Origin of the sequence: Rhodoferax sp. WC2427, from assembly GCF_040822085.1 — a bacterium.
Lineage (GTDB): Bacteria > Pseudomonadota > Gammaproteobacteria > Burkholderiales > Burkholderiaceae_C > Rhodoferax_B.
Genome location: NZ_CP162006.1, coordinates 1703232 through 1724944 on the forward strand (window position 1 = coordinate 1703232; position 21713 = coordinate 1724944).

Consider the following 21713-nt stretch of genomic DNA (forward strand, 5'->3'; position numbering starts at 1 on the left):
TTTTTCAAGCCTCGGCCATGCCTTGGTGGCGCAGCAGTGCGTCCAGTGTAGGTTCGCGGCCCCGGAAGGCCTTGAACGATTCCATCGCCGGGCGGCTGCCACCGGCTTCCAGAATCGTTTCGCGGTACTTGCGGCCTGTCTCGATGCTGGGCAGGCCGTCGGCCCCGGCGGTTTCTTCGAACGCGGCGTAGGCGTCGGCGCTCAGTACCTCGGCCCATTTGTAGCTGTAGTACCCGGCAGCGTAACCCCCGGCGAAGATGTGGCTGAAGGTGTGCACGGTGCGGCTGAAGGCCGGGGCCTGCAGTACCGCCACCTCGTCGCGCACCTGGCGCAGCAGGGGCATGAAGTCCTGGGCCGGGTCGTGTTCGGTGTGCAGCAGCATGTCGAACAGCGAGAACTCGATCTGGCGCAGGGTTTGCAGGCCGCTCTGGAAGTTCTTGGCCTCGGTCATTTTGTCGAACAGGGCGCGGGGCAGGGCCTCACCGGTCACCACGTGGGCGGTCATGTGCTTGAGCACATCCCACTCCCAGCAGAAGTTTTCCATGAACTGGCTGGGCAGCTCCACTGCGTCCCATTCCACGCCGCTGATGCCGGACACGTCACGCTCGTTCACCTGCGTGAGCATGTGGTGCAGGCCGTGGCCGAATTCGTGGAACAGGGTGGTCACGTCGTCGTGGGTAAGCAGCGGTGGTTGACCGTCCACGCCTTCGGCAAAGTTGCACACCAGGTGGGCGACCGGGGATTGCAGTTGGCCAGTATCAGGGCGCAGCCAGCGGGCGCGCACGTCGTCCATCCAGGCGCCACCGCGCTTGCCGGTGCGGGCGGGCTGGTCCAGGTAGAACTGGCCAACCAGTTGCCCGTTGCGTTCAATGCGGTAGAACTCCACCGAGGGGTGCCACACGGGCGCGCTGTCCTTGCGGATGGCCACCTCGAACAGGGTTTCGATGATCTTGAACAGGCCACCCAGCACCTTGGGGGCAGTGAAGTATTGCTTGACCTCTTGCTCGCTGAAGGCATAGCGCGCTTCCTTGAGCTTTTCGCCGATGAAGGACCAGTCCCAGGGCTGCGGGTCGGCCAGGGCCAGGTGCTCGGCCGCAAAGGCGCGCAGGTCGGCCACGTCTTTCAGGGCGTAGGGTTTGGCACGCACTGCCAGGTCGCGCAGGAAGCGGGTTACTTCGAGTGGCGACTTGGCCATCTTGGGCACCACGGATACCTCGCCAAAGTTGGCGTAACCCAGCAGCTGGGCTTCTTCCAGCCGCAGCGCCAGGATCTCGGCAATGATGGCCGAGTTGTCGAAGCGGGTGGCATCGCCCTCGGCCTGGTCGGAGGCGCGGGTCACGTAGGCACGGTACAGGCGCTCGCGCAGCGCGCTGCTGGTGGCGAACTGCATTACCGGCAGGTAGCAGGGCATCTTCAAAGTGAGCTTGTAGCCTTCTTTGCCTTCGGCCTTGGCCGCGGCCAGTGCGGTTTGCTGCACATCGGCGGGCACACCATCGAGCTCGTCCGCCGTGGCGTAGTAGGCAAAGGCATCGGTGGCATCCAGCGCGTTTTCGCTGAACTTCTGGCTGATCTCGGCCTGGCGCTCCTGGATGCGGGCGAATCGCTCTTTGGCGGCCCCCACCAGGTCGGCACCGCTGAGCACAAAGTTGCGCATGGCGTTGTGGTGGGCCTGGAGCTGCTCGGGGTTCAGGCTGGCGGTGTCCACGGCCTTGTACTTGGCGTACAGGCGCTCGTCGGCACCCAGGCGGGTCCAGAATTCGGTAACGCGGGGCAGGGCCTCGTTGTAGGCGGCGCGCAGGGCCGGGGTGTCGGCCACGCTGTTGAGGTGGCTTACCGCACCCCAGGCGCGACCCAACTGCTCGGCACTGACGTCCAGGGCTTTGGAGATGGCCGACCACTGCGCCGGGAAGTCGGGCTGGGTCACTGTTTCCAGCGCGGCATTGGCCTGGGCCAGCAGGGTGTCCATCGCGGGGCCTACGTGTTCCGGTTGGATCTGGTCAAACAGTGGCAGATCAGAAAAGTCGAGCAGTGGATTGGTCATGGTGAAGATATGGCGTTGGGCTCGTTGGATTCAAGGTGCAGCAGAACGTTCCGCCGCTTCCAGCGTATTGACCAGCAGCATGGTGATGGTCATGGGGCCTACCCCGCCGGGCACCGGGGTGATGAAGCTGGCCACCTCTTTGATGCCGTCAAAGTCTACGTCGCCGCACAGCTTGCCGTCAGGGGTGCGGTTCATGCCCACGTCGAGCACCACGGCACCGGGCTTGACCATGTCGGCGGTGAGCACGTTGCGCTTGCCCACGGCGGCGACGATCACGTCGGCCTGCAGGGTCATGGCTTTGAGATTGGCGGTGGCGCTGTGGCACACCGTGACGGTGGCGTTCTTTTGCAGCAGCAGCAAGGCCATGGGTTTGCCCACGATATTGCTGCGGCCAATCACCACGGCGTGCTTGCCGCGCAGGTCGTAGCCGATGCTCTCCAGCATCTTCATGCAGCCGTAGGGCGTGCAGGGCAGGAAGGCCGAGTTGCCGGTCATCAGGGCACCGGCGCTGGCGATGTGGAAGCCGTCCACGTCTTTCAGCGGGGCGATGGCCTCGATGACTTTTTGGGCGTCGATGTGCGCGGGCAGCGGCAGTTGCACCAGGATGCCGTGGATGGCCGGGTCGGAGTTGAGGAATTTGATGCGCTTGAGCAGCTCGGCTTCCGACAGGTCGGCCGGGTACTGCTCCAGTACCGAGTGCAGCCCCGCGTCGGCGCAGGCCTTGACCTTGTTGCGCACGTAGACCTGGCTGGCCGGGTTTTCACCCACCAGGATCACGGCCAGGCCAGGGGTGATGCCGTGGGCCTTCAGGTTGGCGGCGCGTGCAGCGACATCCAGGCGCAGGGTGCGGGAGAGGGCGATGCCATCGATCAGTTCAGCAGTCATGGGTTCAAAGTATCAAGTAAAAACGCCCGCTGATGCTTATCAAACGGGCGTAAGGAGCTATAAATTCAGTAGCGTCAGGTTTTTGGGGCAATCTGTCCCAGGGCAATCTTGAGCAGGTCGGCCACGGTGTTGGCGTTGAGCTTTTCCATGATGTTGGCGCGGTGCGCTTCTACCGTTTTGATGCTGATGCCCAGGTCGTCGGCGATTTGCTTGTTCAGGCGGCCGGCGACGATGCGCTCCAGCACCTGGCTTTCGCGCGAGGTCAACTTGGACAGCAGCGCGCCGCGGCTGGCGGCTTGCTGGTGGTCGGTGAAGGCTTCTTTGGCGTGCTCCAGCATGCGTTCGACCAGGCCTACCAGTTCGTCTTCCTTGAACGGCTTCTGGATGAAATCCATGGCGCCTTTTTTCATGGTGTCCACCGCCATGGGCACGTCGCCGTGGCCGGTGATGAAGACGATGGGCAGGGGCGACTTGCGTTCGATCAGGCGGTCTTGCAGCTCCAGGCCGGTCATCCCACCCATGCGGATATCGACAATCAGGCAGGCCACTTCGCGGGCATCGAAGCGGCTCAAAAAGGACTCGGCCGAATCGAAGCAGCGAACCCGGTAGTCCTTGCCTTCGAGCAGCCATTGCAGCGAATCGCGGACGGCTTCGTCGTCATCGACCACGTACACAGTACCTTTTTTGGGGATCAAACTCATGCAGTCACTCCGGGGTTAACGTAAAAGTTCGGGGGTGTTTGCTGGGCCGCTCTGCGCGGTAGCAGATTGCGCCAGCGGTATCCAGAATGAGAAACGGCACCCTGTGCCCTCGTTTCCATTGTAGAGGTTCTCGGCCTGCATCCGGCCCAGGTGGGACTCGACGATGGTGCGGCACAAATTGAGGCCAATGCCCATGCCTTCTGCCTTGGTGGAGAAGAAGGCTTCGAACAGCCGTTCCTTGACTTCGGGGGCCAGGCCGTTGCCGGTGTCGGCGACCGAAAACTCGATCCCGGCCTTGTCGTTCACCACCTTGGGCACCACCCGCAGCTCGATGTTGCGGTTGGCCGTGGGGCGCTGCGCCAGGTCGATGGCTTCGGCGGCGTTGCGCAGCAGATTCACCAGCACCTGCTCAATCAGGATCGGGTCCACCTGCAACTGGGGCAGGCGAGCGGCCACGTAATGGCTCAGGCGCACGTTGCGTCGGCGCAGCTCGATACCGGCCAGCTCCATGGCCTCGAACACCATGTGTTCCACGTCGGACAGGCTGCGGTTGGGCTCGCTGCGTTTCACAAACGACTGGATGCGCTGGATGATCTGGCCCGCGCGTTGGGCCTGGCGGGCGGTCTTGTCCAGCGCGGCCAGCAGGTCTTCCTGGGCAATGCCCGGGCCTTTGATGCGCGACACCATGCCGTTGCAGTAGTTGCTGATGGCGGCCAGCGGCTGGTTCAGTTCGTGGGCCACGCTGGAGGCCATTTCGCCCATGGTGATCAGGCGGCTGGAGCTTTGGGCGCGCTCGGCCTGGGCGGCAGACTGCTCTTCGGCGCGGCGGCGCGGCGTGATGTCGGTGGCAATCACCATCTGCACCAGGCGGGCATCGACCCAGCTCAGGTAGCGGGTGCGCACCTCCAGCCACTTGCCCAGCTCGGGCACAAACACTTCGGTGCTTTCAGACTGGGTGTCGGTCAGGCTGTCGGTGGGCAGGCCGACAAACGCGTCCACGTCGTCGTCCATGGCTTCGTCGCTGGCCACAATGCTGGGCACGCCCGCTTCGGCCACCAGTTTTTCATGGCCATCGGTCTGCACGCCAAACCAGAGCCGGTACAGCTTGTTGGCAAACAGCAGTTCGTGGCTGTTGATGGGGGCCACGGAAACCGAGGCATCCAGTGCTTCCAACACCTTGGTGAAGCGCTCATACGAGGCCGACAACTGCTCGCGCACCCGGTTGGGCTCGGTGATGTCGGTCATCGAGGTCATCCAGCCGGTTTGCTTGCCCACTGCGTCGATCAGCGGCGAGACATACATGCGCCCGTCAAAGACACTGCCGTCGCGGCGCTTGACCCGTACCTGGAAGCCGCCGGGCGGCGTGCGGCCATTGAGCTCGTCTTCCAGCCGCGCCACCAGAAAGTCGCGGTCTTCCTCGGGCCAGTGCACAAACGGCGCGGTGTGGCCCACCAGGGCGGATTCGCTCCAACCGGTCATGCGGCAAAACGCGGTGTTCACGTAGGTGATGCGGCCCTGCATGTCCAGGGCGCGCATGCCGGTGAGCATGGAGCTTTCCATGGCGCGGCGGAAGTTGGTTTCGGACACCAGGGCTTGCTGGGCCTGCAGGCGGCGGCGGGTGTGCTTCCAGTTGCCGATCAACATCCAGGCGGTCAGCACGCTCAGGGCCCCTACCAGCCAGAAGAGGCCGCTGCCAATCACACCTTGCGAGGTGCGGTAGGCCTGGGCCCGCAGCACCAGGCCATTGCCCACGGGCGACACGGGCACTTCATAAGGCTCGGACTGGCTGGACCAGGGCAGTAACCGTGCGCCCACCATGTGGATGGGCGCGGCATTGCCCGCCAGCACCTGGCCGTTGCCGCCGAGCAGCGCCACCGCGTATTTGGCCAGCACCTCGGCGGGTACTCCGTAGCGCAGCAGGCTCTCATTAGAGTATTCGGCCAGCAACACGCCAGCGAAGTGGCCCCGGTCGGACAGCGGGATGTGCAGTTGCAACAGCGGCACGCCGTCTTGCGTGCCTGCTGGCTGGGCGTACACCGGTTGCTGCAGGTCGCGCGCCAGGCTGAAGGTGCTTTCGGTGTCGCCGCCGGGCCGCAGCAGGGTGTCTGCCGCACGCACCTGGGGCGTGGGCAGGCTGGGCGCGGCGTAGCTGGCCTTGATGCGGCGGCGCTCGTCGATCCAGCTGACGGACTGCAAGTCAGGGTGCTGCGCCACCAGCGATTCCGCGCGGCTGATGAATTCCTCGGTGTCCACCTCTTCGTTGGAGATGTCGCGGCCAATGCGCATCAACTGCTCCTGGCGCTCCAGCAGGCGCAGGCGAATTTGCTGTTGTGTGTATTCCACATCGCGTTTGACGGCCTCTTGTTCGCGGTCGATTTCCTCCAACCGCAAATACATGAAGGACGAGCCGATGGCGGCCAGAAACATCAGCACCGCAATCAGCGGCGCCAACATGGCAAAACGGTCTTGCCGGTGCGGCGTTTGGCGACCCCACCAGCGCTTCCACCAGCGTGCGGGTGCCAGTGCTGCGGGCATTTGAGAGGGTGAGGGGGAGCGCTGTGGCATGGGTGAAGTGTAGGTGACAGCGCTCTTAGACCCCAAAGCCCAAAAAAACTATGCGTGTTTTTACGCAGTTTTAAGCGCTTTTAAACCACATTGTGAAACGTGAATCCATATATTGAAAATTACAAACTTTTGTGCAAAAATAGACTTGCCGCCTTAAAAAGCCGTGCCAAACCCGCAAAATACCGTTACCCAACCTAGGAGACAAAGCATGTCAGCTGTACCCGAAAGCCTGTCAGGAACTGCGCAAACCGATGCAGACAGCCAGGAAACCCGTGAGTGGATGGACGCGCTGTCCGCCGTCATCGAGAGTGAAGGCCCAGAGCGTGCCCACTTTCTTTTAGAGCAGTTGCTGGAACATGCGCGACAAAAAAGCATTGACATGCCTTTCTCGGCCAACACCGGCTACGTCAACACCATTGAAGCCAACCAGGAAGTGCGTTGCCCCGGCAACATCGAGATCGAAGAGCGCCTGCGCGCCTACATGCGCTGGAACGCCATGGCCATGGTCGTCAAGGCGAACCGCCACCACCCCGTAGACGGTGGTGACCTGGGTGGCCACATCGGTTCGTTCGCTTCGCTGGCCCATATGTTTGGTGCCGGCTTTAACCATTTCTGGCATGCCGAGAACGAAAGCCATGGTGGCGACTGCCTCTACATCCAGGGCCACGTGTCGCCCGGCGTGTACGCCCGCGCCTACCTGGAAGGCCGCCTGACCGAAGAGCAGTTGCTCAACTTCCGCCAAGAGGTGGACGGAAAGGGCTTGTCGAGCTACCCGCATCCCAAGCTGATGCCCAATTTCTGGCAGTTCCCCACCGTCTCCATGGGCCTGGGCCCGCTGATGGCCATCTACCAGGCCCGCTTCTTGAAATACCTGCACGCCCGCGGCATTGCCGATACCTCCAACCGCAAGGTCTGGGTGTTCTGCGGCGACGGCGAAATGGACGAAGTCGAATCCCTGGGCGCTATCGGCCTGGCCGCGCGTGAAAAGCTCGACAACCTGATCTTCGTGGTCAACTGCAACCTGCAGCGCCTGGACGGCCCGGTGCGCGGCAATGGCAAGATCATCCAGGAGCTCGAAGGCGAGTTCCGTGGCTCCGGCTGGAACGTCATCAAGCTGCTGTGGGGCAGCGAGTGGGACCCTCTGCTGGCCCGGGACAAGGACGGCGCGCTCAAGAAGCTGATGATGGACACCCTGGACGGCGACTACCAGGCCTTCAAGGCCAACGACGGTGCCTACGTGCGCAAGCATTTCTTCGGCCGCGACCCGCGCACCCTGGAAATGGTCGCCCACATGACCGACGACGAAATCTGGTCCCTCAAGCGGGGCGGCCACGACCCCAAGAAGGTCTACGCGGCCTACCACCAGGCCGTCAACCACAAGGACGAGCCCACCGTACTGCTGATCAAGACCGTCAAGGGCTTTGGCATGGGCAAGAGCGGCGAAGGCAAAAACAACGTCCACCAGACCAAGAAGCTCACCGACGAAGACATCAAGATCTTCCGCGACCGCTTCAATATCCCGATCCCTGACAGCCAGCTGGCCGAGATCCCGTTCTTCAAGCCGGCCGACGACACGCCCGAAATGCAGTACCTGCACGAGCGCCGCAAGGCCCTGGGCGGCTACCTGCCACACCGCCGCGTCAAGGCCGATGAGCAGTTCACCGTGCCGTCGCTGGAAACCTTCAAGACCGTGATGGAACCCACTCCCGAAGGCCGTGAGATCTCCACCACCCAAGCCTACGTGCGCTTTTTGACCACGCTCTTGCGCGACCAGGCCCTGGGCCCCCGCGTGGTGCCCATCCTGGTGGACGAAGCCCGTACCTTCGGTATGGAAGGCCTGTTCCGCCAGATCGGTATCTACAACCCCGCGGGCCAGAACTACACCCCGGTCGACAAAGACCAGGTGATGTACTACCGCGAAGACAAGGCCGGTCAGATCCTGCAAGAAGGTATCAACGAAGCCGGTGGCATGGCCAGCTGGATCGCTGCGGCCACCAGCTACAGCACCAGCAACCGCATCATGGTGCCGTTCTACGTGTACTACTCGATGTTTGGCTTCCAGCGCATCGGCGACCTGGCCTGGGCTGCTGGCGACATGCAAGCCCGCGGCTTCCTGCTGGGCGGCACCTCGGGCCGTACCACGCTCAACGGCGAAGGCCTGCAGCACGAAGATGGCCACAGCCACATTCTGGCCAATACCATCCCCAACTGCGTCAGCTACGACCCCACGTTTGCCCACGAAGTCGGCGTCATCCTGCACCATGGCTTGAAGCGCATGGTGGAAAAGCAGGACAACGTCTACTACTACCTGACCCTGCTGAACGAAAACTACCCCATGCCCGGCCTCACCGCGGGCACCGAGGAACAGATCATCAAGGGCATGTACATGTGCCAGCCTGCCGCCAACGGCAAGGGCACCGTGCAACTGTTGGGCTCCGGCACCATCCTGCGCGAGTCCCTGGCTGCACAAGAGCTGCTGGCTGCCGACTGGGGCATTGCCGCCAACGTCTGGAGCTGCCCGAGCTTCAACGAGTTGACCCGCGACGGCCAGGACGCCGAGCGTTTCAACCTGCTGCACCCGCTGGAAACGCCGCGTAGCTGCTTTGTGGCCGACCAACTGGCGGGTTCCACCGGCCCGGTCATCGCGTCCACCGACTACATGAAGGCCTACGCCGAGCAGATCCGCCCGTTCATCCCCAAGGGCCGCACCTACAAAGTGCTGGGCACCGACGGTTTTGGCCGCAGCGACTTCCGCAGCAAGCTGCGCGAGCACTTCGAGATCAACCGCCACTACATCGTGGTCGCCACCCTCAAGGCGCTGAGCGAAGACGGCACCGTGCCAGCGGCCAAGGTGGCCGAAGCGATTGCCAAGTACGGCATCCAGGCCGACAAGGTCAATCCGCTGTACGCATAACAAAACCCCACCTTGCAGGACCACCACGGGTGGTCCTGCGCGCAACTTTGGAGACACAAACATGGCATTGATTGAAATTCATGTCCCCGACATTGGGGACTTTGACGAGGTGACCGTCATTGAGCTGATGGTCAAACCTGGCGATACCGTCAAGGCCGACCAGTCGCTGATCACCGTTGAATCCGACAAAGCCTCGATGGAAATCCCGTCCAGCAGCGCGGGTGTGGTCAAAGAGATCAAGGTTGCCCTGGGCGACAAGGTCAAGCAGGGTTCGCTGGTGGTGATGCTGGAAGTCGCCGGTGACGCTGCCCCCGCCCCCGCTGAGGCGCCAAAAGCGGCTCCAGCGCCCGCCGCACCAGCACAAGCAGCTACAACTCCTGTAGCGGCAGCACCGGCCGCCGCACCGGCTGCCACCGGCCCGGTCGAGATCTTCATCCCCGATATTGGCGACTTCAAGGACGTGACCGTCATCGAAGTCATGGTCAAGGTCGGCGACACCATCAAGCAAGAGCAGTCGCTGATCACCGTCGAGTCCGACAAAGCCTCGATGGAAATCCCTTCCTCTACGGCCGGCGTGCTCAAGGAGCTCAAGGTCAAGATGGGCGACAAGGTCAACATCGGCGACCTGCTGGCGATTCTGGAAGGCGCGGCGGCCCCCGCTGCAGCCGCGGCTGCACCGGCTGCCGCTCCCGCTGCTCCAGCCGCAACTGCTGCCGTCGCTGCCAGCCCTGCACCTGCCGCCGCGGCGCCCGCTGCCGCTGCACCCGCCGCCCACAACCCCACCGTGGCCCCCACCGGCGCGCTGCCCCACGCTTCGCCCTCGGTACGCAAGTTCGCCCGCGAACTCGGCGTGCCGCTGGCAGAAGTCAAGGGTACGGGCCGCAAGGGCCGCATCACCGACTCCGACGTGCAAAGCTTCACCGCTTCGGTCATGTCCGGCGCGGTCAAGACGGCGGCCATGGCGGCAAGCCAAGCCAAGTCTGCCCCCGCAGGCGACGGCGGCGCTGGCCTGGGCTTGCTGGCCTGGCCCAAGGTCGACTTTGCCAAGTTCGGCCCGGTCGAGCGCAAGGACATGTCGCGCATCAAGAAGATCAGCGGCGCCAACCTGCACCGCAACTGGGTCATCATTCCGCACGTCACCAACCACGACGACTGCGACATTACCGAGCTGGAAGCCTTCCGCGTGCAGATGAACAAGGAAAACGAGAAGGCGGGCATCAAGCTCACCATGCTCGCGTTCATGATCAAAGCCAGCGTGGCCGCGCTCAAGAAGTTCCCCGAGTTCAACAGCTCGCTGGACGGCGACCAACTGGTGATGAAGCAGTACTTCAACATCGGCTTTGCGGCCGACACGCCCAACGGCCTGGTGGTTCCGGTTATCAAGGATGCCGACAAAAAGGGTGTGGTCCAGATTTCGCAAGAAATGGGCGACCTGGCCAAGAAGGCCCGCGACGGCAAGCTCGGCCCCGCCGACATGAGCGGCGCCTGCTTCACCATTTCCAGCCTGGGTGGCATTGGCGGGCGCTACTTCACGCCCATCATCAACGCCCCCGAGGTCGCCATCATGGGCGTGTGCAAGAGCGCGATCGAACCCAAGTGGGACGGCAAGGCGTTTGTGCCCAAGCTGATGCTGCCGTTGTCGCTGAGCTGGGATCACCGCGTGATTGACGGCGCGGCTGCTGCCCGCTTCAACGCGTATTTTGGCCAGGTCCTCACCGACTTCCGCCGGGTCTTGTTGTAATGACAACAGTCGTCGTGGTCAAAAAGGCGGGTCAGGTGGCGATTGCTGCCGACACGCTGGTGACCTTCGGCGACACCCGCCTGGGCCAACGTTTCGAAGACAACAGCAAAATCTTCAAGATCGACACCCCGGTGGGCCCCAGCTTTGTCGGCATGGCGGGCACCGTGGCGCACTTCCCCGCGCTGCGCCTGGCCATGGCCGGGCTGCCGCCCGAGCAGCTTTTGCTGGGCAGCAAAGACGAGGTGTTCACCACCTTCACCAAGCTGCACCCGGTGCTGAAAGAAGCCTTCTTTCTGCAAACCAAAGAAGACGACAACGACCCCTACGAGTCCAGCCAGTTCAGCGTGGTGGTGGCCAACGCCACCGGCATCTACGGCCTGTACAGCTACCGCGAAGTGTTCGAGTTCAAGGAATTCTGGGGCATTGGCTCTGGCCGCAGCTTCGCGCTGGGTGCCCTGCACGCCAGCTGGGGCAGTGCCAAGTCGGCCCGCGATCTGGCCGTGCTGGGCGTGCAAGCCGCCTGTGAATTCGACAAGAACTCTGCCGGACCCGTTGAGGTTTTTACCGTCAAATTGAAAAAATAAGTGGAGATCAAACAAATGGCATCCCTGGAAATCAAAGTCCCCGACATCGGCGATTTCGACGAAGTCACCGTCATCGAGCTGATGGTCAAAGTGGGCGACACCGTCAAACCCGACCAGTCCCTGATCACCGTGGAAAGCGACAAAGCCTCCATGGAAATCCCGTCCAGCGATGGCGGCGTGGTCACCGCGCTGAACGTCAAGCTGGGCGACAAGGTCAAGATGGGTTCCGTCGTTCTGACGCTGGAAGTCGCGGGTGCTGCAGCAGCCCCAGCTTCTGAACCAAAACCGGCCCCAGCGCCCGCCGCATCGGCGCAAGCAGCTCCTAATGTTGTAGCGCAGGCGCCCGCGCCTGTGGCCTCCAGCTTCGCCGGTACGGCCGACCTGGAATGCGACGTGCTGGTCCTTGGCGGTGGCCCTGGTGGCTATTCGGCTGCCTTCCGCGCAGCCGATCTGGGCCTCAAAGTCGTCATCGTTGAGCGCTACGCCACCCTGGGCGGCGTGTGCCTGAACGTGGGTTGCATCCCCTCCAAAGCCCTGCTGCACGTGGCCGCGGTGATGGACGAAGTCAGCCACCTGGGTGCGCTAGGTATCGAATTCGGCAAGCCCGAAGTCAGCATCGACAAGCTGCGCGGGCACAAGGAAAAGGTCATCGCCAAGCTGACCGGTGGCCTGGCCGCCATGGCCAAGATGCGCAAGGTCACCACCGTGCGCGGCGTGGGCTCGTTCGTCGGTGCCAACCACCTGCAGGTAGAAGAAACCACCGGCGCCCAAGGCCAGGAAAAGACCGGCAAAACCCAGACCATCGCGTTCAAGCGCGCCATCATTGCCGCAGGCAGCCAGGCCGTGCGCCTGCCCTTCATGCCCAACGACTCCCGCGTGGTGGACAGCACCGGCGCGCTGGCGCTGAAGGAAGTGCCCAAGCGCATGCTGATCCTGGGCGGCGGCATCATCGGTTTGGAGATGGGCACCGTCTACAGCACCCTGGGCGCACGCCTGGACGTGGTGGAAATGCTCGACGGCCTGATGCAGGGCGCCGACCGCGACCTGGTCAAGATCTGGCAAAAGATGAACGCGCCACGCTTTGACAACATCATGATCAAGACCAAGACCGTCTCCGCACGCGCCTTGCCCGAAGGCATCGAGGTTACCTTTGCAGCCGCAGAAGAGGGCGGCACCGCCCCCGCGCCCCAGGTCTACGACCTGGTGCTGCAAGCCGTGGGCCGCACCCCCAACGGCAAGAAGATCGCCGCTGACAAAGCCGGTGTGGCTGTGACCGACCGCGGCTTCATCAACGTCGACATCCAGATGCGTACCAACGTGCCGCACATCTTCGCCATCGGCGACATCGTCGGCCAGCCCATGCTGGCCCACAAGGCGGTGCACGAAGCGCACGTGGCCGCCGAAGTGATTGCCGGTGAACTGCAAGGCAACAAAGAGCTGGCCGCCGCCGCCTTCAACGCCCGCGTCATCCCCAGCGTGGCCTACACCGACCCCGAAGTCGCCTGGGTCGGCCTCACCGAAGACCAGGCCAAGGCCCAAGGCATCAAGGTCAAGAAGGGCCTGTTCCCCTGGACCGCCTCCGGCCGCGCCATCGCCAACGGCCGCGACGAAGGTGTCACCAAGCTCCTGTTCGACGACAGCCCGGAAGCCCACGGCCACGGCAAGATCCTCGGCGGCGGCATGGTCGGCACGCATGCAGGCGACATGATCGGCGAGATCGCGCTGGCGATCGAGATGGGCGCGGATGTGGTCGACATCGGCAAAACCATCCACCCGCATCCCACGCTGGGCGAAAGCATCGGCATGGCCGCGGAAGTGGCGCACGGCAGCTGCACGGACTTGCCGCCTGCGAAGAAGTAAGTTGTCGAATTGCTACTGATTCAGTAGCTGGCCGCGCTGGTTCCGAAAGGGCTGCGCGGCTTTTTTTATCTTCGACTTGAATAACGATCTGACCGCCTTCTGCCACCGCCCCAAGCCATGGGCCGCATAATGGCCGATGACAGACCCCACCCCTCCCCACAAGCGCCGCGTACGTTACGCGGGCACCCATCCCCGCCAGTTTGAAGAAAAGTACAAAGAGCTGGACCCCACGCGCCATGCGGCGGAGGTGGACAAGGTCATGCTGCGCGGGCAAACGCCTGCGGGCATGCACCGCTCTATTTGTGTGGATGAAATCCTCGCCATCCTCAAGCCCACGCCGGGCGAAACCGGCGTCGACCTGACCCTGGGTTTTGGCGGCCACACATTGGCCATGCTGCCGCTGGTGCAGCCGGGCGGGCGCATGTTTGGCATGGATGTGGACCCGATCGAGCTGCCCCGCACCACCGCGCGGCTGCGCGCCCTGGGCTTTGGCGATGAGGCACTGGTGGTGCACCGTGCCAACTTCAGCGAACTGGCCACCTTGCTGCCCCAGGCGGGCGGTGGCTTCGACTTTGCGCTGGCCGATCTGGGCGTGTCGTCCATGCAAATCGACAACCCGGCGCGGGGCTTCAGCTTCCGGGCCGATGGGCCGCTGGATTTGCGGCTGGACCCGACCAGCGGCCAGTCGGCCAGCGAACTGCTGCTGTGCGTGACGCGGCACCGGCTGCGCGACCTGCTCACCGACAACTCCGACGAGCCTTTCGCCCTGCCATTGGCCGCGGCCTTGCAAGGCCAGTACCTGGAAACCACGGTGCAGCTCGCCGACCTGGTGCGCTCCACCATGGAGCTGGCGTACAAGCGCAGCATGCCCGCGGAAGAGCGCCTGGCCGAAACCAAGAAGGTGCTGCAGCGCACCTTCCAGGCGCTGCGCATCGAGGTGAACGACGAGTTTGGCGTGCTCGACACGATGCTGCTGAACCTGCCTGCGTGCCTGAAGCCGGGTGGGCGCGTGGCCATTCTGAGCTTCCATTCCGGGGAAGACCGGCGCGTGAAAAAGTGCTTTCAAACCGGCGAGCGCAACGGCACCTTCAGCAGCGTGGCCCCGGACCCGATCCGCGCCTCGTATGACGAGCAACGCAGCAACCCGCGCTCCACGTCCGCCAAATTGCGCTGGGCGGTGCGGGCGTTGCATTAAACCGGGGCGAAAAGACGCAGTTTTATGTTCCAGATAGCGCGCAATACCGCGCCCGGTGCCCAGATGGTTGCCGAATTGGTGTACAAGGTCAGTAGCTTGTTTGTGTGAACAAAATGAATCTAGACAGTCCTCGCAACCGTTTCATTGCCACCGCCACCGCCGCCTATCTGGTTTTTGCACTCGTCTGGATTTTCCTGTCCGATCGGCTGCTGGGCGCTTTCACCGACATCTCGTCGATGATTTGGTTGTCCACCGCCAAGGGCCTGTTCTTCGTGGTCAGTACGGCGGGCATGTTTTTTGTCGCGCTGCAGGCGGTCCCGTCGGCAGAAAGCTCGGGCAAGACCAGTCTGGTCGGCAGCCTGGACCAGGGCTTGAGCGTATTCCAAGCCCCGCGCTGGATGGTGTACCTCTTCGCGCTGTTGGTGACTGTGCTCATGGTGGGGGTGCGGGTCGGCATGGCGCATGGCCCGCTGGACAGGCCGATGCTGATCTTGTTCATGATGCCGATCATTCTGAGCGCGCTCATGGGGGGCCTGGGGCCAGGCCTGCTGTCGACCCTGGTGGCGGCCTTCGGCGCATTTTGGGCGATTACGGCGTCTGGCATCTGGGTGTCCACCCAGGACCAGGTCCAGTTCGCCGCACTGGTGGTGAATGGTGTTGCGGTGAGCGTGCTCAGTGCGGTACTGCGGCATGCACTGCGCCGTGCCGACAGCCAGCGCCGCCTGCTCGACAGTGTGGTCTCCGGCACCTCGGATGCCGTGTTTGTGAAAGACCGCGCGGGCCGCTACCTGCTGGGCAACCAGGCCACTGCGCAATTTATCGGAAAACCGCTGTCCGAGATTCTGGGCAAGGACGACACCACGCTATTTGACAGCGCGTCGGCTGCGCAAGTCATGGCCACGGACCAGGCGATCATGGAGGCCAACAAGACACAAACCCATGAAGAATCCGTCAAGACGCTGGATGGGCAGGAAATGGTGTTCCTGGTCACCAAGGGCCCGGTGCGGGATGCCGACGGCAAAGTGTCTGGCATTTTTGGCGTTTCGCGCGACATGACGGAGCGTCTGAAGGCCAAAAAGCTGCTGCGTGCCCGCGAGCGGCAACTGGCGCGGGTGGTGGAAGGCTCCGACCAGGGGTTTTGGGACTGGAACCTGCAAACCAATGTCTTCCAGGTCAGTCCACGCTGGGAAACCATGTTGGGCTACGCGCCCGGCGAGGTGGACGTTCGCGTGGAGCGTTGGGGTGACCTGGTGCCGCCGGACGACCTGGCCGCCGCCATGCTGTCGATCCAGCGGCACTTGGCGGGCGAGACCAGTAACCACGAAATGGATGTGCGGTACCGGGCCAAAAATGGCGAATTGCGCTGGATCCACACCCGTGGACGGATTGTCGAATGGGATGGCGACGGCAAGCCCCTGGTCATGGCCGGGTCGCACACCGACGTCACCCAGCAGAAGGATTTTGAGCTGGCCCAGCGGGCGGCAAGTACCGTCTTTGAAAGCAGCTACGAAGGCTTGATGATGGTGCGGGCGGATGGTCTGATCACCAAGGTCAACCCGGCCTTTGTGCGGATCACCGGGTATGCCGCAGAAGAGGTGATCGGCAAGTCGCCCCGCATCCTGGCGTCTGGTCGGCAAGGGGTTGATTTTTACCGGGCCATGTGGGCGGCCATTGCCACACAAGACTATTGGCAGGGCGAAATATGGAACCGCCGCAAGGGCGGCGAGGTGTATGCCGAACTGTTGGCGATATCGGTGGTGCGCGATAGCGCCGGTGCGGTGGAGCACTATGTCGGCGTGTTTTCGGACATCAGCCGGCTCAAGTCGCACGAGGCCGAACTGGACCGCATTGCGCACTACGACCCGCTGACCGGTGTGCCGAACCGACGTTTGTTGGCCGACCGTTTGGCGCAGGCCATTGCCCGTACCTCCCGCAGCGAACTGTCGCTGGCCGTCTGCTACCTCGACCTGGACAGCTTCAAACAGGTCAATGACCGTTACGGCCACTCTGGCGGAGACCAACTGCTGGTGGGCGTGACAGAACATCTGAAAAAGATACTGCGTGCGGAAGACACCTTGGCGCGCCTGGGGGGCGATGAGTTTGTGCTGCTGCTGGCCGATATCGCTTCACCCGAAGAGTGTTCCATTGTTCTCGAGCGGGTATTGGCCGCAGTACGGACCCCGGTGCAGATCGATGGCCAGGCCGTGAGTGTGTCTGCCAGTATTGGCGTAAGTCTGTACCCGCAAGACCGCTCCGATGCCGACACCGTGCTGCGCCATGCCGACCAGGCCATGTATTTGGCCAAAAATGCCGGCAGGAACGGCTTTCATCTGTTTGACCCGGAGAGCGACCGCAAGGCCCAGCAACACCGGGTGTATGTGGACAGGGTCCGGTTGGCACTCAAGCAGGACGAGCTGGTGCTTTTCTACCAGCCCAAGGTGGACCTGCGCGATGGGCGCCTGATTGGCGTAGAGGCGCTGGTGCGCTGGCAACACCCGGAGCAGGGCTTGCTGCCACCTTCTGCCTTTTTGCCCCACATCCAGGGGAGCAACCTGGATGCGGTGTTGGGCGACTGGGTCATCCGGACTGCACTGGCCCAGGCGGCACGGTGGTGGGATGAAGGTCTGCAACTGGAGATGGGGGTCAATATCTCTGCGTCCCACCTGGTGCAGCCCGACTTTGGCGAAAAGCTGGCGGCCGCCCTGGCGGCGCAGCCACGACTGCCGCCCGGGACACTGGAGCTCGAGGTTTTGGAAACGGCGGCTTTCGAAGACATCAATGCGGCGGGTGCCATCTTGCGCCAATGCCAGACGCTGGGCGTGCGCGTCGCACTGGACGACTTTGGCACAGGCTATTCGTCGCTCACCTATCTGCGCAAGCTGCCGGTCGATACGCTGAAAATCGACCAGAGTTTTGTGCGCGACATGCTGACGGATGCCGATGACCGCGGCATTGTGGAGAGTGTCATTCGCCTGGCCAGTGCCTTCAACCGTGCAGTGATTGCGGAAGGGGTGGAGACCCTGGAAATTGGCGCGGCACTGCTGGGCATGGGCTGCCACCAGGTACAAGGCTACGGGGTGGCCCGGCCCATGCCGGCTTCGGCACTGGCCGACTGGGTGCGGCAGTGGCACCAAGAGGGCCGCTGGCGTGGTTTAGCCCCTTTCGACGCCCACAGCTATGCGATCTGAGGGCGCTTAGCGCGCGCCGAGCGCAGAAAGGGCTGTGCTACCGATGTCCGCTGCACGGGAGCCCCGTGCCAATCCAAACGGCACCCACAGCCCGCAGAATGGGCGTAGGCAGCTATTTTGTGGATAGCGTTTGAAAGGGTGGCTCGGTCCCATGGCCGTCAGCGGTGGCCATAGCCAGCCGGTGGGCACAGCGGCTTGACTTACAATTCAAGTGCTACAAATTCAATAGCTTGTCACGCCCATTCCTTGGGCGGTGGATGCCTATTTCGTTCATAACTATCCAAATACGCCCCTGATGCAAGCCCTACTCGATGCCATCGCCACGATGGATCTGCCCACCGATGCGCAGCGTATTTTCCATGGACGGGGCGGGCTGCATCCGGGCTGCGAACACTGGGCGCTGGATGCGTTCCCACCGGTGTGGGTGTTGACCAGTTTCCTGCCTGCAACCGACGAGGAACTGGCCGCCATCGGCGCAGCCCTGGCCGCGCGCTGGCAGCAGCTGGCGCCAGACCAGCCGCTGAACTGGGTCTACCAGTGCCGCTTCGATGGCCGCACCGAGACCCGGCTGGTGGCCGGTGCCGTGCCCGACCCGCATGTGGTCACAGAGCAGGGCGCGCGCTACAAGCTGCACGTGCTCAAGGGGCAGAACCACGGCCTGTTTCTGGACATGGCCGAAGGGCGGCGCTGGGTGCGCCAGCATGTGGAGTCGTTGGCCCAGGTGCCGGGCCGTGCCGAGTTCCGGGTGCTGAACCTGTTTGCCTACACCTGCGCGTTCTCGGTGGTGGCCTTGCAGGCCGGGGCCAAGCAGGTGGTCAATGTGGACATGGGCCAGGGGGCCATCACCACAGGCCAGCAAAACCACCGGCTCAATGGCCTTGTCACAGGTGCCAGTTTTCTGCCGCATGACATCTTTACCACCTGGGGCAAGATCAATCGCAGCGGCCCGTACGACCTGGTCATCGTCGACCCGCCCAGCTTCCAGCGGGGCAGCTTTGTGGCCACCAAGGACTACGCCCGCCTGATGCGCCGCCTGCCCGATCTGCTGATGCACGGTGGCCATGTGCTGCTGTGCCTGAATGCGCCCGAGCTGGGCACGGCGTTTTTGCAAGACCAGATGCGCGAACTGGCCCCCGGGCTGGTGTTTGTGGAGCGGCTGGCGAATCCGCCGTCGTTTGCCGATGTATCGGATGAGCGGTCGCTGAAAGTATTGGTGTACCGCGGCCCATAAAAAAAGCCCCGGCACCGAAGTGCCGAGGCTTTTGCGTCTACGGCAAGCGCAGATTACATCTGCTGGATACCCGACAGCACCCAACCACCCGCGCCTTGCAGCGGCTTGGTCAAATGCCACACCTCGTCAAACGGCTCCGACGGTGCCGTGGCTTCCTCGCGGATCAGCCCGGTAAAGCGCACGCTCACCACGTAGTGGCCGTTCTCTTCTGCCACTTCCAGCACGTCGCCGTCGATGTTGACTACATCGGTCTGCTGCGCAGCGGTACCGCGGTCGCTCAGGTCCATCTTCAGCTGGGCAAACATTTCCGGCGTGGTGAACTGGCGGATGTCGTCCAGGTTACCGGCATCGTTGGCCGCTTGCAGGCGGATGAAGTTGACCTTGGCGTTGCGCACAAAACCGGCCACATCGAAGTCAGCAGGGATGGCCGAGCGCACCGGAACGCTGCCACCGATGCCGGAGCCAATGCCCGAGCCGATGTGGGAGCCGGTCGCGCTGCCGGGCATTTCCACCTTGTAGGCAGGCGCAGCAGGCGAGATGCTGGTGGGTGCACCCGCTCCGGCGTACTGCATGCCACCCACCGCGCCCGCCTTGGCCGCGGCGCGTTTGCGCAGGAAGAAGCCCACCGCCACCATGATGCCCGCGGCCAGCAGGCCCATCATCAGCATGGAGGCGAGTTCGCCACCGAAGCCAAAGTGCGATGCCAGTGCGGCCAGGCCCAGGCCGGCGGCGAGTCCGGCCAGCGGGCCCATCCATGAACGCTTGGGCGCTGCAGCGGCGGGTGCGGCAGCCGCAGCCGGGTTGGCCGCAGCTGCTTGTGTGGGAGCTGCTGTCGGTGCCTTGTTCGGTGTGGTGTCGCGCTGCATGCCCAGGGATTTGCCTGCGCCCATGCGTTTTGCGGCTTCTGCGTCCATGGATACCGTGGACATGCCCAGGGCCATGACCACAGCCAGCAGGGAAAGTAATTTTTTCATGGTGTTCTCCAGCGAAAACGAGTTGATGTGCCCGCGATACTAGGGGCATCAACCATCCTGAAAAAGCAGCTAAATAGAGATATTCATTTCTGAAAAACCAGAGGTTTTGGGGTCTGCGACACTACAGACCATGGACAATGCCCACGCCACCCGCCTTTGTTTGCCACTGGATACCGACCTGGTCGCTGCGCTGGCCACCATGGTGGGGGCCATTGGCAGCCCCGACTGGTTCGATACCGTGCTCAATGTGCTGGGCACGGTGTGCGCCGTGGATTCGGGCGGCGCCATGCTGTTCCACCGCCACCAGCAGCCGCGCCGCATTCTGCACCGCTTCAACCCGCAGGAGCGCAGCCTGCCGGAAGATGCCTTTTTGTCCGGCCCGTACGTGCTGGACCCGAACTACCAGCTGTTTTTACAGGGCTGCCCCAGCGGCGTGTACTGGCTGCGCGACATCGCGCCGGATGATTTTTACGATTCCGAGTACTACCGGGTGTTTTATTCGCAGATCGGCCTGTCGGACTCGGTGGACCTGCTGTGGCGCATCAACGACGACACGGCTCTCAACATTTTCATCGAGCGCAGCATCCGCCACACCCCGTTCCAGGCGACCGACCTGCTGGCGATCCGCACGCTGGCCCCCATCGTCATTGCCGCCACCGCCAAGCACCACGCCCTGACAGCCGCTGCCGCCGAGCGCCACAGCGACCGGCTGACCCACCGCAAGGTGCAGAGCACGGTGGAAAACTTCGCCAGCTCGTTGCTCACCCAGCGCGAGCGCCAGGTGCTGTTCTACATGATCAGCGGCTATTCGTCGGCGCTGACGGCCCAGCGGCTCAAAACCACCGAGGGCACCATCAAGATCCACCGCAAGAACATCCACCGCAAGCTCGATATTGGCTCGCAGGCGGAGCTGTTCTCGCTGTTCATCCAGTGCATCCCGTTTGCCGAACCCGACGGGGCGGTAGACCCGCTGGCGGTCTACCAGAGCGCGCCTGCCGCCAGCCGTTGCAAGACGCTGCTGGAGGCCGGGCCCAGTACCGGCTGATTACTTGCCGTACACGTCGAAATCGAAGTATTTGTCGGCGATCTTTTTGTAAGTGCCGTTGGCGTGCACGGTTTTCAGCGCGGCGTTGAAATCGGCCTTGAGCTGGGTGTCTTTTTTGCGCATGGCCACCCCGGTGCCGTAGCCCAGCACCGCCGGGTCTTTCAGTTCATAGGTGGCAAACTCAAACGGCTTGCCCTCGGGCTTGGCCAGAAAGCCCATCTTCATCTCTACCAGGTTGCCGATGATGGCATCCAGCCGGCCCGAGGCAATGTCCAGGTACGAGTCCTGGGTGGACTCGTAGCGCTGCACGGTGGCCCCGGCCTTGGCGTAGTATTTTTCTGCGTAGTCGGCCTCGGTGGAGCCCTTGAGCACGCCGACCTTTTTGCCTTTGAGGGCGGCGGGCGAGCCGTCCAGGCCACTGCCGTGCTTGATGATCACGCGGTAGGGGATGTCGGTGATCTTGTCGCTGAAGGCCACGGTCTTGCGGCGGTCATCGGTCACCGTCATGCCCGACATGATCATCTCGAACTTGCGGGCCTGCAGCGACGGCACCAGCGCGTCCCACGGCGACTCCACAAACACGCAGCGGCGCTTCATTTCGGCGCAAATGGCATGGCCCAGGTCGATCTCGAAGCCCACCAGCTTGCCGTCCGGGGCTTTGTACTCGAAGGGCTCGTAGGTGGCATCGGTGCCGATGCGCAGGTCTTTGGTGTCTGCCGCGTGGGCCGACAGACCCAGCGCAAGGCAGACCAGAGAGAGAAGATGGTTCAGTTTCATCGGAGATTCCTG

At 63.2% G+C, this 21713-nt stretch carries 14 protein-coding genes; 8 read left to right on the top strand and 6 right to left on the bottom strand.

All coding sequences use genetic code 11. The features are described from left to right. Window positions 1-4: 4 nt before the first annotated feature. From AB3G31_RS08160 to AB3G31_RS08175, 4 genes are all read right to left on the bottom strand, one after another. Window positions 5-2041, bottom strand: coding sequence for a M3 family metallopeptidase (locus tag AB3G31_RS08160; protein ID WP_367849692.1), 2037 nt, complete (start codon window positions 2039-2041; stop codon window positions 5-7). A gap of 30 nt (window positions 2042-2071) precedes the next feature. Continuing rightward, window positions 2072-2926, bottom strand: coding sequence for a bifunctional methylenetetrahydrofolate dehydrogenase/methenyltetrahydrofolate cyclohydrolase FolD (gene folD / locus AB3G31_RS08165; RefSeq protein WP_367849693.1), 855 nt, complete (start codon window positions 2924-2926; stop codon window positions 2072-2074). A 74-nt stretch (window positions 2927-3000) separates the two neighbouring features. Further along, entirely contained in the window at window positions 3001-3627 is a 627-nt protein-coding gene (locus AB3G31_RS08170) for a response regulator transcription factor (RefSeq protein WP_295950912.1), read from the bottom strand. Window positions 3628-3642: 15 nt separating this feature from the next. After that, a complete protein-coding gene (locus AB3G31_RS08175; RefSeq protein WP_367849694.1) occupies window positions 3643-6192 on the bottom strand; it encodes a PAS domain S-box protein in 2550 nt (849 codons plus the stop codon). A 208-nt stretch (window positions 6193-6400) separates the two neighbouring features. Here AB3G31_RS08175 and aceE point away from each other — a divergent pair, with 208 nt between their 5' ends. From aceE to AB3G31_RS08210, 7 genes are all read left to right on the top strand, one after another. After that, window positions 6401-9106, top strand: a complete 2706-nt coding sequence (gene aceE, locus AB3G31_RS08180) for a pyruvate dehydrogenase (acetyl-transferring), homodimeric type (RefSeq protein WP_367849695.1) — start codon at window positions 6401-6403, stop codon at window positions 9104-9106. A 61-nt stretch (window positions 9107-9167) separates the two neighbouring features. Next, entirely contained in the window at window positions 9168-10847 is a 1680-nt protein-coding gene (gene aceF / locus AB3G31_RS08185; protein ID WP_367849696.1) for a dihydrolipoyllysine-residue acetyltransferase, read from the top strand. Beyond that, complete coding sequence (locus AB3G31_RS08190; protein WP_367849697.1) at window positions 10847-11431, top strand: MFS transporter; 585 nt, start codon at window positions 10847-10849, stop codon at window positions 11429-11431. Before aceF ends, AB3G31_RS08190 begins: the two co-directional genes overlap by 1 nt. A 15-nt stretch (window positions 11432-11446) precedes the next feature. Further along, a complete protein-coding gene (lpdA, locus tag AB3G31_RS08195; protein WP_367849698.1) occupies window positions 11447-13291 on the top strand; it encodes a dihydrolipoyl dehydrogenase in 1845 nt (614 codons plus the stop codon). Between the two features lie 136 nt (window positions 13292-13427). Further along, on the top strand, window positions 13428-14486 hold the full coding sequence (rsmH, locus tag AB3G31_RS08200) for a 16S rRNA (cytosine(1402)-N(4))-methyltransferase RsmH (protein ID WP_367849699.1): 1059 nt from the start codon (window positions 13428-13430) through the stop codon (window positions 14484-14486). 113 nt (window positions 14487-14599) lie between these two features. Then, window positions 14600-17674, top strand: coding sequence for an EAL domain-containing protein (locus AB3G31_RS08205; protein WP_367849700.1), 3075 nt, complete (start codon window positions 14600-14602; stop codon window positions 17672-17674). A gap of 295 nt (window positions 17675-17969) precedes the next feature. After that, window positions 17970-18905, top strand: coding sequence for a class I SAM-dependent methyltransferase (locus tag AB3G31_RS08210; protein ID WP_367849701.1), 936 nt, complete (start codon window positions 17970-17972; stop codon window positions 18903-18905). Window positions 18906-18958: 53 nt separating this feature from the next. Here the strand turns inward: AB3G31_RS08210 and AB3G31_RS08215 are convergent, their stop codons facing one another. After that, entirely contained in the window at window positions 18959-19879 is a 921-nt protein-coding gene (locus AB3G31_RS08215; protein ID WP_367849702.1) for a Tim44 domain-containing protein, read from the bottom strand. 130 nt (window positions 19880-20009) lie between these two features. Here AB3G31_RS08215 and AB3G31_RS08220 point away from each other — a divergent pair, with 130 nt between their 5' ends. Beyond that, window positions 20010-20924, top strand: coding sequence for a helix-turn-helix transcriptional regulator (locus tag AB3G31_RS08220; protein ID WP_367849703.1), 915 nt, complete (start codon window positions 20010-20012; stop codon window positions 20922-20924). On the opposite strand, the gene AB3G31_RS08225 is transcribed toward AB3G31_RS08220, so the two are convergent. Continuing rightward, window positions 20925-21701, bottom strand: a complete 777-nt coding sequence (locus tag AB3G31_RS08225; RefSeq protein ID WP_367849704.1) for a transporter substrate-binding domain-containing protein — start codon at window positions 21699-21701, stop codon at window positions 20925-20927. It lies immediately after the preceding gene. Between the last annotated feature and the right edge of the window lie 12 nt (window positions 21702-21713).

Bases quoted from the DNA above. Each gene is read 5' to 3' on its own strand.
- AB3G31_RS08160 (WP_367849692.1), bottom strand. From the start codon at position 2,041: ATGACCAATCCACTGCTCGACTTTTCTGATCTGCCACTGTTTGACCAG.
- AB3G31_RS08220 (WP_367849703.1), top strand. From the start codon at position 20,010: ATGGACAATGCCCACGCCACCCGCCTTTGTTTGCCACTGGATACCGAC.
- rsmH (WP_367849699.1), top strand. From the start codon at position 13,428: ATGACAGACCCCACCCCTCCCCACAAGCGCCGCGTACGTTACGCGGGC.
- AB3G31_RS08215 (WP_367849702.1), bottom strand. From the start codon at position 19,879: ATGAAAAAATTACTTTCCCTGCTGGCTGTGGTCATGGCCCTGGGCATG.
- lpdA (WP_367849698.1), top strand. From the start codon at position 11,447: ATGGCATCCCTGGAAATCAAAGTCCCCGACATCGGCGATTTCGACGAA.
- aceF (WP_367849696.1), top strand. From the start codon at position 9,168: ATGGCATTGATTGAAATTCATGTCCCCGACATTGGGGACTTTGACGAG.
- AB3G31_RS08205 (WP_367849700.1), top strand. From the start codon at position 14,600: ATGAATCTAGACAGTCCTCGCAACCGTTTCATTGCCACCGCCACCGCC.
- AB3G31_RS08225 (WP_367849704.1), bottom strand. From the start codon at position 21,701: ATGAAACTGAACCATCTTCTCTCTCTGGTCTGCCTTGCGCTGGGTCTG.
- AB3G31_RS08170 (WP_295950912.1), bottom strand. From the start codon at position 3,627: ATGAGTTTGATCCCCAAAAAAGGTACTGTGTACGTGGTCGATGACGAC.
- AB3G31_RS08210 (WP_367849701.1), top strand. From the start codon at position 17,970: ATGCAAGCCCTACTCGATGCCATCGCCACGATGGATCTGCCCACCGAT.
- AB3G31_RS08175 (WP_367849694.1), bottom strand. From the start codon at position 6,192: ATGCCACAGCGCTCCCCCTCACCCTCTCAAATGCCCGCAGCACTGGCA.
- aceE (WP_367849695.1), top strand. From the start codon at position 6,401: ATGTCAGCTGTACCCGAAAGCCTGTCAGGAACTGCGCAAACCGATGCA.
- folD (WP_367849693.1), bottom strand. From the start codon at position 2,926: ATGACTGCTGAACTGATCGATGGCATCGCCCTCTCCCGCACCCTGCGC.
- AB3G31_RS08190 (WP_367849697.1), top strand. From the start codon at position 10,847: ATGACAACAGTCGTCGTGGTCAAAAAGGCGGGTCAGGTGGCGATTGCT.